This window comes from Streptomyces sp. A3M-1-3, from assembly GCF_024213665.1.
In the GTDB taxonomy this organism is placed as follows: Bacteria; Actinomycetota; Actinomycetes; order Streptomycetales; family Streptomycetaceae; genus Streptomyces.
In genome coordinates this window covers 31,416-45,913 of record NZ_JANAVP010000002.1, presented here as the reverse complement: position 1 = coordinate 45,913, position 14,498 = coordinate 31,416, and the positions used below count along the sequence as shown (strand labels likewise).

13 protein-coding genes are annotated in these 14,498 nt (G+C 74.3%); 8 read left to right on the top strand and 5 right to left on the bottom strand.

The window, feature by feature from the left end; all coding sequences use genetic code 11:
- The first annotated feature begins 20 nt into the window (after positions 1 to 20).
- Positions 21 to 1,520: a PLP-dependent aminotransferase family protein gene (locus NLX86_RS02110; protein ID WP_254369818.1), complete on the top strand. Its 1,500-nt coding sequence runs from the start codon at positions 21 to 23 to the stop codon at positions 1,518 to 1,520.
- Between the two features lie 45 nt (positions 1,521 to 1,565).
- Here the strand turns inward: NLX86_RS02110 and NLX86_RS02105 are convergent, their stop codons facing one another.
- Together NLX86_RS02105 and NLX86_RS02100 are read right to left on the bottom strand one after the other, a co-directional pair.
- A complete protein-coding gene (locus NLX86_RS02105) occupies positions 1,566 to 3,206 on the bottom strand; it encodes a hypothetical protein (RefSeq protein WP_254369817.1) in 1,641 nt (546 codons plus the stop codon).
- Between the two features lie 37 nt (positions 3,207 to 3,243).
- Positions 3,244 to 3,438, bottom strand: coding sequence for a hypothetical protein (locus NLX86_RS02100; protein ID WP_254369816.1), 195 nt, complete (start codon positions 3,436 to 3,438; stop codon positions 3,244 to 3,246).
- A gap of 182 nt (positions 3,439 to 3,620) precedes the next feature.
- Between NLX86_RS02100 and NLX86_RS02095 the strand changes: the two genes are divergently transcribed.
- The 5 genes from NLX86_RS02095 (at position 3,621) to NLX86_RS02075 (ending at position 9,027) form a co-directional block, all read left to right on the top strand.
- Positions 3,621 to 4,013: an ankyrin repeat domain-containing protein gene (locus NLX86_RS02095; RefSeq protein WP_254369815.1), complete on the top strand. Its 393-nt coding sequence runs from the start codon at positions 3,621 to 3,623 to the stop codon at positions 4,011 to 4,013.
- 268 nt (positions 4,014 to 4,281) lie between these two features.
- On the top strand, positions 4,282 to 5,709 hold the full coding sequence (locus NLX86_RS02090; RefSeq protein ID WP_254369814.1) for a HEAT repeat domain-containing protein: 1,428 nt from the start codon (positions 4,282 to 4,284) through the stop codon (positions 5,707 to 5,709).
- 146 nt (positions 5,710 to 5,855) lie between these two features.
- Positions 5,856 to 6,980, top strand: coding sequence for a glycosyltransferase family 1 protein (locus NLX86_RS02085; RefSeq protein WP_254369813.1), 1,125 nt, complete (start codon positions 5,856 to 5,858; stop codon positions 6,978 to 6,980).
- Positions 6,977 to 8,158 carry a glycosyltransferase gene (locus NLX86_RS02080; RefSeq protein ID WP_254369812.1) on the top strand — a complete coding sequence of 394 codons (1,182 nt, stop codon included), beginning with the start codon at positions 6,977 to 6,979 and terminating at the stop codon, positions 8,156 to 8,158. Before NLX86_RS02085 ends, NLX86_RS02080 begins: the two co-directional genes overlap by 4 nt.
- The gene (locus tag NLX86_RS02075; RefSeq protein WP_254369811.1) at positions 8,155 to 9,027 is read left to right on the top strand and encodes an SGNH/GDSL hydrolase family protein; all 873 of its coding nucleotides are present in this window, start codon (positions 8,155 to 8,157) and stop codon (positions 9,025 to 9,027) included. Before NLX86_RS02080 ends, NLX86_RS02075 begins: the two co-directional genes overlap by 4 nt.
- 328 nt (positions 9,028 to 9,355) lie before the next feature.
- Here NLX86_RS02075 and NLX86_RS02070 read toward each other — a convergent pair whose 3' ends face one another.
- Genes NLX86_RS02070 through NLX86_RS02060 form a run of 3 tightly spaced genes read right to left on the bottom strand, consistent with a single transcriptional unit; the run spans position 9,356 to position 11,627 of the window.
- Entirely contained in the window at positions 9,356 to 10,216 is an 861-nt protein-coding gene (locus NLX86_RS02070; protein ID WP_254369810.1) for a biotin-dependent carboxyltransferase family protein, read from the bottom strand.
- The gene (locus NLX86_RS02065; protein ID WP_254369809.1) at positions 10,213 to 10,869 is read right to left on the bottom strand and encodes an allophanate hydrolase subunit 1; all 657 of its coding nucleotides are present in this window, start codon (positions 10,867 to 10,869) and stop codon (positions 10,213 to 10,215) included. The genes NLX86_RS02070 and NLX86_RS02065 overlap by 4 nt, the downstream gene beginning before the upstream one ends.
- Positions 10,866 to 11,627 carry a LamB/YcsF family protein gene (locus tag NLX86_RS02060; protein WP_254369808.1) on the bottom strand — a complete coding sequence of 254 codons (762 nt, stop codon included), beginning with the start codon at positions 11,625 to 11,627 and terminating at the stop codon, positions 10,866 to 10,868. The genes NLX86_RS02065 and NLX86_RS02060 overlap by 4 nt, the downstream gene beginning before the upstream one ends.
- A gap of 138 nt (positions 11,628 to 11,765) precedes the next feature.
- On the opposite strand from NLX86_RS02060, the gene NLX86_RS02055 reads away from it, so the two are divergent.
- Complete coding sequence (locus NLX86_RS02055; protein ID WP_254369807.1) at positions 11,766 to 13,289, top strand: hypothetical protein; 1,524 nt, start codon at positions 11,766 to 11,768, stop codon at positions 13,287 to 13,289.
- 253 nt (positions 13,290 to 13,542) lie between these two features.
- Positions 13,543 to 14,424, top strand: coding sequence for a hypothetical protein (locus NLX86_RS02050; protein ID WP_254370076.1), 882 nt, complete (start codon positions 13,543 to 13,545; stop codon positions 14,422 to 14,424).
- Positions 14,425 to 14,498 lie beyond the last annotated feature (74 nt).

The window sequence follows — 14,498 nt, the reverse complement described above, 5'->3', positions numbered from 1 at the left end:
GGGGAAGGTGGACTGGGATCATGGCTCAGTGGACTTCGGCGGTCGGTGCCGCGCAACTCGCCCGGCTGCTCACCTCCCAGCAGGCCCGCCCGGCCGGGCCCGGCACCCGCCGCCCGCCCGCCTACCGCTCCCTCGCCGACGGCATCCGGCTGCTCGTCCTCGAGGGCCGGGTCCCCGTCGCCGCCCGGCTGCCCGCCGAGCGCGAACTGGCCGTGGCGCTGGCCGTCAGCCGCACGACCGTGGCCGCCGCCTATGAGGCACTGCGCACCGAGGGCTTCCTGGAGTCCCGCAGGGGAGCGGGCAGCTGGACCGCGGTCCCGGCCGGTAACCCGCTGCCCGCCCGCGGCCTGGAGCCGCTGCCGCCCGAGTCGCTCGGCTCGATGATCGACCTCGGCTGCGCCGCGCTGCCCGCGCCGGAGCCGTGGCTGACCCGGGCCGTGCAGGGCGCGCTGGAGGAGTTGCCGCCGTACGCGCACACCCATGGCGACTACCCGGCGGGACTGCCGGCGCTGCGCCGGACGATCGCCGACCGCTACACCGCGCGCGGCATCCCGACCATGCCCGAACAGATCATGGTCACCACCGGCGCGATGGGCGCCATCGACGCCATCTGCCACCTCTTCGCGGGCCGCGGCGAGCGCATCGCGGTCGAGTCACCGTCGTACGCGAACATCCTGCAGCTGATGCGGGCGGCCGGCGCCCGGCTGGTGCCCGTCGCCATGGCGGACGGGCTGGCCGGCTGGGACCTGCCCGTCTGGCGCCAGGTGCTGCGCGACGCCGCGCCCCGGCTCGCCTACGTCGTGGCCGACTTCCACAACCCGACCGGCGCCCTCGCGGACGAGGACCAGCGCAGGCAGCTCGTCGAGGCCGCCCGCTCGGCCGGCACGGTCCTGGTCGTCGACGAGACCATGTCCGAGCTGCACCTCGATCCGGACATGGAGATGCCGCGTCCGGTCTGCGCGTTCGACCCGGCGGGCAGCACGGTCCTCACCGTCGGCTCGGCGAGCAAGGCCTTCTGGGCAGGCATGCGGATCGGCTGGGTGCGCGCGGCGCCCGATGTGATCCGCAGTCTGGTCGCGGCACGCGCCTACGCGGACCTGGGCACCCCGGTCCTCGAACAGCTCGCGGTCAACTGGCTGATGCACACCGACGGCTGGGAGTCGGCCGTCGAGATGCGCCGCACCCAGGCGCGGGAGAACTGCGACGCCCTGGTCGCGGCGGTCCGCAAGGAGCTGCCGGAGTGGGAGTTCGACGTACCGCGCGGCGGGCTCACGCTGTGGGTGCGTACGGGCGGGCTCTCCGGCTCACGTGTCGCGGAGGCCGGCGAACGCGTCGGGGTACGGGTGCCGTCCGGCCCGCGCTTCGGCGTCGACGGCGCGTTCGAGGGATACGTACGGCTGCCGTTCACGGTCGGCGGTCCGCTGGCGGAGGAGGCGGCGGTCCGGCTGGCTGCGGCGGCACGGCTGGTGGAAACGGGAGCGACGACGGGCACGGAAGTCCCCCGGACCTTCGTGGCGTAGGGGTGCGTGCCCCTCCGGGGTCACGGCCTGCGTCGATCGTGGCTCTCAGCCCTCGGCCGGTACTGGGGCCGGCCTCTTGATGTCGGCCTTGGCCTCGATGTCGGACTCCGCGTCGGGCTCGCTGTCGGTCTCCACGTCTGTCTCGACGTCTGTGCCGACGTCCGGCTCCGGGTCCGGCGGAATCTGGTGTTCCGGGAGCAGGTCGAGTACCGCGCGGCGGTGCGGTTCGCTCGTCGCGTCGTCGTAGGGATCCGGCGTGGCCGGTACCTGAAGGCGGTGGACGGGTCCGGTGCCCAGCCGGGCGTATCCGCGGCCGGTCGGGACGTCCTGGGTCGGGGTGGTGTGCGGCGGGGCGCCGAGCACCGACGCGACCTCGTTCACCGTGGCCGGGCCGAGCACGACCCGGGCGCGGGTGTCGGAGAGTACGGTCTCGCCGATCATCTCCATGCTCTCGAACTGGTCGGCCACCACGACCGTGACATTGGCCGTCCGGCCGTGTCGCAGCGGCACGCGCAGCAGGTCCTGCGGCTCGGCCCGCCCGTCCGCGGCCGCGAGGTGCCCCAGCACGCTGGGGCGGTCGAGCAGGATCCACAGCGGCCGCCGGGTGTCCTCGGGGGCGGGGTGGCCCGCCTGGCGGGCCCGGTTCGCGGTGATCAGCCGGCGCTCGGTCTCGTGCGCCGCCCACTCGAGGGTGGCCAGCGCGCCGGCCAGCCCGCATTCGACGGCCAGTACGCCCGTGCGCCCGGTCAGGCACGCGTACTCGCCCGTCCCGCTGCCGTCCACGACGAGGATGTCGCCGTGTTCGAGGGCCTGCAGCGCGATCGAGCGGATGAGTGTGGTGGTGCCGCTGCCCGGCCGGCCGACGGCCAGCAGGTGCGGCTCGGTGGAACGGGCGCCCGTCCGCCAGACCACCGGCGGTGCGTCACGGGTCCCGTCGCCCTCGGCGACGGGCATGCTCCGCGGCACGCCGCCCGGGTCGGTGAAGCCGAGGACGATCTCGCCGGGAGTGGTCACGAAGCGCTGAGCTGCGATGCCCGTCGGCAGCGCCGCCAGCACGCTCAGGTCGAGCTGGTTGCTCTCCTCGTCCCATTCGAAGAGGTACTCGCGACCGCGCCCGGACTTGGCGTGCAGCACCTGCTCGATCCGGGCCCGGGACGCGGCCTCACCGTCGGTGAAGTACGCCGGGTAACGGATCCGCAGCCGGGTGAGCCGGCCGGCGTCGTCGAACGTGTGCTCGCTGAACGCCTTGCCCCACTCCCCGCCGTGGGTGAACAGCGGAGCCGGGTCCTCCGGCACGGAGAAGTAGGGGACCAGTGCCTCGTACAGGGCCTGGAGCCGTTCCTTCTCCGCTTCGTCGGGCCCGGTCTTCACGGGGGTGCGGTCACGCCCGCTCCAGGCGGCCGCCGCCATCACCGTGATGAGGGCGAGCAGCGGTCCGTACGGAATGAGCGCGACGACCAGGGCGCAGGCCGCGCCCAGGAGCAGCGCGGGAGCGCGCCGGTCCTTGGGGGTCGCGGCCCATCTGCGCCGTCCGGCGGATGCCAGCCGACGCAGACCGCGACTGATGCTGATGAGCGGATGGAGGACGTCCGTGGCGCTGTCGGCGGCCGTGCGCGCGAACTCGCGGCCGCGAGCGATGGATGCGCTGCCGCTGCGGAGAATGCGGGGGAGTGGTCGCCTTGCCACGTATGTCTCCTGGAGTTGTGGTGGGCGGAGCGGGCGGTCAGAGCTTGATCCCGCCCAGCAGACTGGCGAGGCTGTGGCCGCCGGCCGTGATGCTTGGGGCGATGGCGGTGCCCGCGAGGTAGAAGCCGAAGAGGCAGCAGATGGCCGCGTGTGAGGCCTTGAGTCCGTCCTTGCGGCAGAACAGGAAGACGATGACGGCGAGCAGCACCACGCCTGAGATGGACAGGATCATGAGGTTCTCCTGGGTGAGGGGACAGTCACCTTGAGTTGTTCCAGGCTCACAGGAAGTATCTATGCGATAAAAGGTGCAATCGGGTGAATTTGCGCCCTTTTCACCTGACCGGGGGTACCCGGCTGGCCAGCAGGCGGGCAGTACGCTGGCGATTCACTGGCAGAGGAAGGCGGTACGTCCCGATGAGCGAAGCCCCGGACCCCGAGGTGGTCGAGCTGGCGACCAAGATTTTCGATCTTGCGCGCCAGGGCGACGCCGAAGCGCTCGCGGCCTACGTGGACGCGGGCGTTCCGGTGAACCTCACCAACGACCGCGGTGACTCCCTGGTGATGCTCGCCGCCTACCACGGCCACCCGGCGGCCGTGGCGGCCCTGCTGGCGCGCGGCGCCGACGCGGACCGGGCCAACGACCGCGGGCAGACCCCGCTGGCCGGAGCGGTCTTCAAGGGGGAGGAAGCGGTCGTCCGGGCGCTGCTCGACGGCGGCGCGGACCCGAAGGCGGGCACGCCGTCCGCCGTCGACACGGCCCGGATGTTCGCCAAGGCCGAACTGCTGGAGCTCTTCGGGGAGCGGTGAGGGCCCGGTACCGGTGGCCTGTCGTAAATGTGGTCGCGGTGGCGAAATGACTGGGTCATCATGACGTCGGATTCACGAACACGGGGTAGGGCAGAAGACGCCGAACCGAAGTGATCCCGAACAGGGCCCTTTCCCGGGCCACCGACGAGAGGCAGCGGAAGATGGTCTACACCAGGCAGAAGACGGCGGGCGGCCCGACATGGTGTTACGCGGCCAGGTAATGCGTCAATCCCCGGTTGCGTCGACAGCTTGATGTGAGGCATTTTCCATGTTCGAACCAGTCATAGCGCCGAGCGGCACCCTGCTCGGCCTCCTGCAGAGGGGCCGCGGCGACGGAACACTGCACGCGCTCGCGGCGCCGCGGACCGATGCTCTTGCGGCTCTGAACCACTGCGTGCTCAGCGACCCCCGCCACGACTGGCAGGTCGAGAACCGCTCCCTCTACTACGCCCGGCTCTACCTCGATCTCGACGGCGGACTCGGGGAGATCGAGCAGCACCTCTTCCACGTCGACGACCTCGTCGACGCCGACGAGAACCGCACCGGGCTCGCCCTCGCCGTACTCGGCCACCTCGCCTCGTACGGTCGCGACGACGCCCTGGCGCTGCTCCGCCGCTACGCCGCGACCGGTGCCAACTGGGCGTGGGCGCTGGACGAACTGGCGCTGCGCGACGACGACGCCGGGCTGCGTTCACTGGCCCGGCCCGTGCTCTCCAGGTTCCCCGCGACCCCCGAGGGCGAGGCCGAGCTTGCCGCCGCCGTCCGGGACGCCTTCGAGCCCCGGCCCTGGCGGCTGTGGGCCGAGGACACGCGGGAACCGGCGCTCGCCGCCCGGATCCGGGCGGCGCAGGAGCAGGGTTCCTTCGACCGCTGGCAGCGACAGCTGAACCCGACCGGTCCCCGCCCCGGCTGGAGCGTCCAGGCCGTACTGGACTGGGCGCAGGAGGGCCTCGAACGCCGGCCCGCGCTCCCCCTCCACGTACCAGGAGCCCGCTGCCTCACCGCCGTCGCCGGCCCCGAGGACCGCACGCGGATCGTCGAAGCCGCCCGCAGCGGGCCCGACGGCGCCCGCGCCACCGCCCTGCGCTACCTCGCGGAACAACAGGACCCCGAGGTGCTCGACCTCATCGGGGCCGCCGCGATCGCCGCGTCGGACCACGTCGTCCAGGCCGCCGTCACCGCGTTCGGCCGCATGCACAGCCCCGCCGCGGTGGAACGGGCCCGCGCCTGGGCAGGCCGCCCCGACCTGCTCGGCGCCGAGGCGGCCGCGCTGCTCGCCGCGCGTGGCGGAGGCCAGGACGCCGGGCTCGTCCTCGGCGCGCTGCGCAGGACGGTACGCGCCGACGGCCCGGACGCCCCCTACCTGTGGAGCCTCGTCGACGGGGCCGGCCGGCTCTCCATCGGCTGCGCCGCACCCGTACTGCGCCACGTCTACCGGGAGACGGCCTCGTCGCACCTGCGCGGCCGGTCGGCCCGCGCGCTGGCCGCCACCGACCCCACCTTCGCCGCGGGCTTTGCCGTCGAATGCCTGTGGGACTGCGAGGAGAGCACCAGAGAGGTGGCCGCACGGCACGCCGAGACCGGCGACGCGCGGGTGGTCAAGCAGCTCAGGCGGCTCGCCGCGGACCCGGCCGAGGAGGCCGAGGTGCAGACGGCCGTACGGATGCGGATAGGACCGGACGCCACCGCCGTGTGACGCACGGCGGGGCGGACGGCAGGGCGGACGGCGCGCCTGGCGGGGGTGTCGCGAGCGCCGGCGTGACGGAAAACGCTCATGGGACGTTCCAGGCCAGGAAAGATCCTCGTTGGCACAGGAACTCCCCGCACGACGACAACACGGGTATGCGTGTCGTCATCGTCACTGAGTCCTTCCCGCCCGATGTCAACGGCGTGGCCCATTGCGCCCTGCAGACCGCCCGGCACCTCGCCCGGCGCGGTCATGACCCGCTCGTCATAGCCCCGGCCACCGCGGCCGGGGTGCCGGCCGAAGGCACGGAGCCGTGCCCGGTGGTGCGGGTGCCGTCCCTGCCCCTGCCCGGCTATCCGCAAGTGCGCGTCGCCCTGCCGAGCCGGCGGGTCGCCGCCGCGCTCACCGCCCACCGGGCCGAAATCGTCCACCTCGCCGGGCCGTTCGTGCTCGGCGTGCGCGGCATGGCGGCCGCCGCACGGCTCGGCGTCCCAGCCGTCGCCGTCTACCAGACCGATCTGGCCGGCTACGCCCGTACGTACATGGGCGCCGGCGAAACCACCGCCTGGCGGCGCCTGCGTGCCGTACACACCGCCGCCGACCGCACCCTCGCGCCGTCCACGGCGGCCCTGCGCGACCTGGAGCTGCACGGGGTGCCCCGGGTACGGCTGTGGCAGCGCGGCGTCGACACCGTCCGCTTCCGGCCCGACCTGCGGGACGAGGCGCTGCGCCGTGAACTCGCGCCCGGCGGCGAGCTGCTCGTCGGATACGTCGGGCGGCTGGCCCCCGAGAAGCAGGTCGAACTTCTCTCCGGCGTCTGTGGACTGGACGGCGTGAAGCTGGTGGTGGTCGGCGACGGGCCGAGCGCACCCGGACTGCGCTCCGCACTGCCCGGCGCGCATTTCCTGGGGCGCAGAACCGGGCCAGAGCTCGCCCGGATCTTCGCCTCCCTGGACGTGTTCGCGCACACCGGACCGTACGAAACCTTCTGCCAGACCGTGCAGGAGGCGATGGCGAGCGGAGTGCCGGTCGTCGCACCCGCCGCGGGCGGGCCGCTCGACCTGGTCGACCACGGCCGGACCGGCCTGCTGGTCCCGCCGCGTGACTCCGACGCGATGACCGCGGCGGTACGGACCCTGACCGCCGACCCCGCACTGCGCGCCGCGTACGGGCGGGCCGGCCGGGCCGCGGTCGAGGGCCGCACCTGGGAGGCCATCGGCGACCAGCTGCTCGACCACTACGCCGAGGTACTCGGCGAGCGCGCGGCGGTGGCGGCATGAGCGCGGCGTCCGCTTCGTCCGCGCCGCTGCGGATCGTGCGGCTGGCGAACTTCGTCACCCCCGCCTCGGGCGGACTGCGCACCGCGCTGCGGGAGTTGGGCACCGGCTACCGCGCGGCCGGGCACGAGCCGATACTCATCGTCCCGGGCGAGCGGGAGGACGACCGGCAGACCGGACAGGGCCGGGTCATCGCCCTGCCCGGCCCGCTGCTGCCCGGCACCGGCGGCTACCGCGTGCTGGCCGACCGGCGGCGGGTGGCACGGCTGCTCGACGGCCTGGCACCCGACCGGCTGGAGGTGTCCGACCGTACGACGCTGCGCTGGACGGGGGAGTGGGCGCGGCGGGCCAGAGTCCCCGCCGCGATGGTGTCCCACGAGACCGCGGACGGCGTGCTGCGGTCCTGGGGACTGCCGGAGCGGGCCGCGCGCAGAGCGGCGGACGGGCTGAACTCCCGTACCGCGAAGGCGTACTCGACGGTGGTGTGCACCACCGAGTGGGCTGAGCGCGAGTTCGCCCGGATCGGCGCACGCAATGTCGTACGCGCCCCCCTCGGTGTCGACCTGGAACGCTGCCACCCCGAACGGCACAGCCCGCTGCTGCGCGGCCGGCACGCCCGCCCCGACCAGCTGCTGCTCCTGCTGGCCTCCCGGCTCTCCGTGGAGAAACGGCCCGGTACGGCCCTGGACGCCGTGGCGGCACTGCGCCGGCGGGGCGTCCGGGCCGTCCTGGTCGTCGCGGGGGAAGGCCCGCTGCGCGGCCGTCTCGAACAGCGGGCACGGGCGCAGCGGCTGCCGGTCTCCTTCCTCGGGCATGTGACCGGGCGGGACGGCCTGGCCGCCCTGCAGGCCTCCGCCGACGTGTGCCTGGCCCCCGGGCCCGTGGAGACATTCGGGCTGGCGGCCCTCGAGGCGATGGCCTGCGGTACGCCGGTGGTGGCCAGCGCGTCCTCCGCGCTGCCCGAGATCCTGGGGGCGGCCGGACGGGCCGCCGCGGACGGCGGCGAAGCGTTCGCCGACGCCGTACAGGCCCTCCTCGACCGGCCCGAGGCGCTGCGCCGCGAGGCGGCGCGGGCCCGGGCGGAGCGGTACGGGTGGGGCGCCGCCGTCGAGGCGTTCCTCGCCGCCCATGACGCGCCGGTACGCGACCGAGTCGTACACGCGCCGGAGGTGGCGGCATGACGGACCGTCAAGGGACACTGCGGTTCGCCGCGCTGGGGGACTCGCTCACCGAGGGCGTGGGCGATCCCGTGGCGGACGGCTGGCGCGGCTGGGCGGCGCTGCTCGCCGACGGGCTCGTACCCGGGGAACCCCAGGTGGAATTCCATAACTTCGCGGTCAGTGGGGCACAGACCCGTGACGTCGCGGAGCAGCAGCTGCCCGCCGCTCTCGCGTTCCGCCCCGACCTCGCCTCCGTGGTGGTCGGGGTGAACGACACCCTGCGGTGCACCTTCGACATCCACGAGGTGGCAGGCCGCCTCGATACGGTGTGCGACGCGCTCACCGGGGACGGCGCCCAGCTCATGACGGCCTGCCTGCCCGACCCGGGCACCATGCTGGGCCTGCCCGGCGCGCTCGCCCGCCCGCTGGCCAGGCGGCAGCGTGCGGTCAACGCCGTCGTCCACGCGCTGTCCGAGCGGTACGGCGCGGTCCATCTGCACGCCGCCGAGGGCGACTGGGTCACCGACCGGGCCATGTGGAGTGCCGACCGGCTGCACCCCGGCGAGCGCGGGCACCGGATGCTCGCGGCCCACTTCCACGCCCTGCTGGCGACAGCCGGGCACGCGGCGGGTCCCGCCCCCGGCCGCGAACCGGAGCAACCCGCCCCGACCCGTTCGGCGAGCATGCTGTGGCTGGCCACGGCCGGCACCGGATGGGTGGCGCGCCGCTGCACCGATCTGCTGCCGCAACTCCTGCGCCTGGCGGCGGAGGAGGTCCAGCACCGAGTACGCGGCACCAGCGCCCGCTTGGACGTGGGCGCCTCCCACGCGGTGGCGACGGCCCTGTCGGCCCTGCCGACGCGGACACCGGCGGAGGCGGGCGCGGCGTGACCGGCTGCGGGGCACGCTGCGTCGATCAGCGTCCATGGGTCTGCCCCCCCGGGGGGTGGCCGATTCGCAATTGCCGGCGCCGGCGCCGGTCGAGCCGGGGCGTGCATCCGCCGAGCCATGCGGGCGTTGCAGCCGCCGGGCTGCGCGCGCTGGGCGGGTCCGGTTCGCCGTGCAGTGCCGGCTTCGGCCGGGGCGGCGGTGTCGGGTCCCCGTGCGGGTGCGGGTCGAGCCGGGGGCGGTCCGGTCCGCTGCGCTTGCGGTTGGGTCACGGGTGGATCCGCCGGGCGTGCGGCGGCGTCGCGGGCCGGCTGAGCCGGGCTGGGTGCGGTCAGCTGTGCCTTGTCGGCTGGAAGATCAGTGGGGTACCCGGTACCGCCTGGGCGGCGGCTGGCAGTTGGGGCTCCGGGACTACGCCGATCACCGGGTAGCCGCCGGTGACCGGGTGATCCGCGAGGAAGATCACGGGAAGGCCGTCCGGCGGTACCTGGACGGCCCCCAGCACCATGCCCTCGCTGGGGAGTTCACCGTTCCTCGCGCGCGCCAGCGGGGGACCCTCCGTGCGCAGTCCCACGCGGTTGCTCGCGGGGGAGACCCGGTACACGGACCGGCCCAGACCGGCCAGCGCCGCAGCAGTGAACCAGTCGTCGCGCGGGCCGAGGCGCAGGGGGAGTACGAGCTCCGCCGGGGGAGCCGGAACCGGGATCGCGTCCGCCCCGGTGGACGGGCCCTGCGGCGCGCCCAGGGGCAGCACGCTTCCCTCGGCCAGCGGCTCCGGGCCGAGCCCGGACAGCAGGTCCGTCGACCGGCTGCCGAGCACGGGGGGTACGTCGATGCCGCCGCGGAAGGCGACATAACTGCGGACGCCCCTGACCGCCCGGCCCACCTCCAGCACGGTCCCGGCGGGCACACGCAGAGGCGCGCCCCAGGCCGCCGGGCGCCCGTCCACGCGTACCGGACAGGGAGCCCCCGTCACGGCCGCCGTGACAGCGAGGGTGGTCCGCACGGCGGTGCCGTCGACCGTGGTCTCCAGGGTCGCCGCGCACGGCGCGTTCCCGACCAGCCGGTTCGCCAGGCGGTGGGCGTACGCATCGAGGGCACCGGAGCGCGGAACGCCCAGATGCGCGTACCCCGCGCGGCCCAGGTCCTGCACCGTGGTGAGCGCACCGGGCCGGACGACCTCCAGGCTCACCGGCCGACCTCCGCCGTTGTCGGTGTGAGTTCGGTGAAACGGACCCGGGTACCGGGGGAGAACAGCGCGGCGGGCTCCCGCGCCGGATCCCACAGCACGACGTCCGTCGAGCCGATCAGCTGCCAGCCGCCGGGCGAGGAGCGCGGATAGACCCCCGCGTACTCGCCCGCCAGCGCCACCGAACCCGCCGGGACGCTCGTACGCGGCGTGGCCCGGCGGGGGACATGGAAACCCTCGGGCAGCCCGGTCAGATAGCCGAAGCCGGGGGCGAAGCCGCAGAAGGCGACCCGGAAGGAGATGCCGCCGACGAGGCGCGGGACCTCGGCCGCCGGTACGCCCCACAGCGCGGCCACCTCCGCCAGGTCCGGGCCGTCGTACCGCACCGGGACCGTGATCTCGGCGCCCGCCGAGGGCGCGAGCGGCGGGACCGACCAGCCGGTGACCTGCGCCGCCAGGGCGGGCGGATCGGCCAGGCCGTCCAGCAGCACGGTCCGGGCGGCCGGCACGATCTCCCGTACGGCGGGCAGCTCTTCGGCGGCCCGGCGGCGCAACAGCTCGGCGTGCAGGGCCTCTGCCTCCTCCGCCGAGCCTGCCTCGATCAGCAGCGCGTGCTCGCCCACCGGCAGGGCCCGCAGGGTCCCGGTGGTGCTCATGCGAACGGGGCCAGCGTCACACCGGCGCCGAGGAGTTCGCGGCGGACCCGCAGGGCCAGCTCGGCCGCGCCGGGAGTGTCCCCGTGCAGGCAGAGCGAGCGGGCCCGCACGGCGAGCGGCTCACCGGTGATCGCGGTCACCGCCCGGTCGCGCGCCATGGACAGGGCCTGGGCCACCACCGCCTCCGGATCGCGCAGCACCGCGCCGGGCTCGCCACGGGGCACCAGCGTGCCCCGCGCGGTGTACGCCCGGTCGGCGAACGCCTCGGCGACGGGGGTGAGCCCCGCCTTCTCCGCCGCGGTCAGCAGTTGGGAGCCGGGCAGGCCCAGCACCGGCAGATCAGCGCCGGCGAGCCGCACGCCCTCGACGACCGCGTGGGCCTGGCCCTCGTCGTGCACCGTGCGGTTGTACAGCGCGCCGTGCGGCTTGACGTACCCGACGCGGGACCCGGCCGCCCGGGCGAACACCTCCAACGCGCCGATCTGGTACGCCACTTCGGCGGCGAGCTCGTCCGGCGGCACATCCATCGCGCGCCGCCCGAAGCCCGCCAGATCCCGGTACGACACCTGGGCGCCGATCCGCACCCCGTTGCGGGCCGCGGTCTCACACACGCGGCGCATGGTGGACGGGTCTCCGGCGTGGAAGCCGCACGCGACGTTGGCGCTGGTCACGACGGACAGCAGGGCCTCGTCGTCGGTGAGTGTCCAGCGGCCGAAGCCTTCGCCGAGGTCGGCGTTGAGATCGATCGTCGGTGCCATGCGGTGAGCGTATGACAGCGATGGGCCGGGGAGCGGGCGTGCCCGGGGCGTAAGCGGCCGTAGTGGCAGCAGCTCGGCCGTACCGGCCCATCCGTGCCGTTTGGGTCGTTGTCAGTGCGACCGCCTAATCTTGCCGTCGTGACCTTTCCTGCCCCGGCGAAGACCGTTCCCTCACCGGCGCCGGGCCCGGCTGCCGACGAAGGCCTGGCCCGGCGGCTCCGCGCGCTCGCGTGCACCGCGCCGCTGCACGACCTGGACGTGCGCAAAGCGAACCTGGCGGGCGAATACTCGGTCTACGCCATGGCGGAAGTCGCGCTCTCCGCGATCGACCTGGTCACGCTGAACATGGACTTCGACACCGGCGCCGACCACGAGCAGATAGTGGCCCGGCTGCTCCCACGCGTCGCCGCCCAGGCCCCGCGCCGCCCGGCCGCGGAGCACGAGCGGGTCGCCCGGTGGGTCCTGGAGAACCTGATCAACGTCGGCAGTGTCGACCGCGGCTTCCGGGCGGTTTATGGCACGTTCGGCCCCGACGGCGCCTATGTGCGGCGGGACTACGACTTCAAGCTGATCGAGGAGGTGCCCGGGTACGGCGGCAGCGTGTACCTGCGTACCACCGACGAAGCGGTCAACGTCCTCGTCGGCGCCCTGGACACCGATGTCACCAGCGCGCAGATCGCCGCCGAGGTGAAGCTGGAGGTGCTGATCAGCCGCGGTAGGCTGGCCGACGCGCAGCTCGCCGCCGAGCAGGCCCGCTACCGGACCGTGCAGTATGCCGAGACGCTCCGCAGGACACTCGACGCGACCCGGCGCAATGTCCGCGCCGTCGACTGGCTGAACACCGTGCCCGACATGATCGCCGAGGCACTCGACCACGTCGCCGACCGCTACCGCCACGAGAACGCGATCCTCACCAACATCCGCAAGGCGCGCGACGAGGCCGAGACCGGGTCCGACCCCAAGACGGCGGAGCACAAGCGGCGCGCCGCCGAGCTCGTCGACATCGTCAAGGACTGCATCCGCCGCCACACGCAGTTGCAGTCCCGGCTGCTGGAGGCCGGCCCGCTGTTCCGTGCCGAGCAGGACCGGCAGGCCTTCGCGGCTCCCGCTTGCCGCTCCGGCCTCGACCTGTACGGACAGCTCCTCGCGCCGGTGCTTCCGCTGCCCGTGGAGCACGCGACCCGCGTCACCGACGCGTTCTTCGCCCGCGGTACGGGGCTGCGCACGCCCGTCGCCGTCCGGGTCGGCGATCTCGTCGACATACTGCTCACGCCGCCGGTGGAGCGGGAGCATCTCGGCGCGGAGATGCCGGAGCCCGATCTGATCGCCACCCCCGACGACAGCCGGTTCAGCGAGGAGCAGCTGGCGAGCGCCATGGAGCTGCTCGACCTGCCGCACGACGCGCCGCGCCGGCTCTCCGGACTGCTGGCCGAGGCCCGCCGCCGCGACCGTGATCTGCCGTACCTGGTCGCGCTGTTGGCGGTCCACGCGGCGAGCCCGCCGGTCGGCACGGCGTACCGGCAGGGCGAGGAGCGGCTGCTCTTCGCCGTCGACGACGGCACGGAACTGGACGACCCGGAGTTCGGCGGAGCCGACCTGATCGTCGGCACGGCCCTGCTGGACGCGGCCGGCATGGCCGCGGACCGCACGGAGGCAGCGTGAGAACCGCCTGCGGCGCGCCTCTGCCCGTCTGGGGCTCCGCCCCGCACCCCGGTCCTCAATCACCGGACGGGCTGAATTCTGCGGGGGCCTGGGGGCCTGCCCCCGATTCGGGAAGGGGCGGGGTGGGGAAGAAGCCCGCCGCAGGCGCTCCAGGGCAGCGCCGCGGCACCGGCTGCTTCCGTACACCGGCTTACGTACATCAGCGATTCCGCAGCGAGGAGCAGCAGTGACCGACCAGCATGCCGGGCGCGAGGTGTGGCGTGAGCCGGACGCGGGTGAGGCGGCCGGGGCCGCACAGGGCACAGTCGGCGGCGCCGTCACGCCCGCGGACGCCGCCGACGCGGCGCGACTCGTCGCGTTCGGGCTGCAGCCCAAGCTGCTCCCCGCCCGCGACGCCGAGTACGCCGAGCTGCTCCGCCGCTACCGCGAGGACTCCCCGTTCGCGAGGATCGCCGACGCCGTCGCCACCGGCCTCGGGCTTGTCGTCCTGGAGGTCTCGCCGCGCGCCGGTATGGCCGTCGCCGCCGACGAGGACTCCGTCTTCGCCGTACGCATGGGCGACTACGCACGCCGTACCACCGCCGACTCGGCCGACCGCTTTCTGCACGGCCTGGCCCACCTGGCCGTCGCCGCACTGGCCTTCCCGCGCCCCGAGGACCTCGCCGACGACGGCTACATCGGCCGGATCACCGTCAACGGGGTCGACGCGTTCGTACGGCAGGCCTGCCGCCGTCTCGAAGAGCGTGCCGAGGAGCAGGGGGAGAACACCGACCCCACCACGGACGCGCCCGGACTCGAAGCCGCCTGGCGGGTCTACGCCCGGCGCAGCGCCACCGGTGCGACCAAAGACGCCCGGAGGCTGGCCGGATCCACCACCGGCATCGTCGGAAAGGCAGTCGCTTTCCTCACCGACTCCGGCTTCCTGCAGCGCACGGGCGACGATGCCGGAGGCGCGTACCGCACCACCGCCCGCTACCAGTTGCAGGTCCGCGACATGGCGGGCAGCGCGGCGATGGCCGAACTGCTGGACCTGGGCGTGGTACCGGTGACCGACGGGACCGCGACCCTCCTGCCGCCGCCCGATGCCGACGGCCTCGAACTGGCCGCCGACGCCGGTCTGCCGTTCCACGCCTGATCACTCACTGATCCCGCACGCCCGCACGCCCGCACGCCCGCACGCCCGCACGCCCGCACGCCCGCACGTCCGCA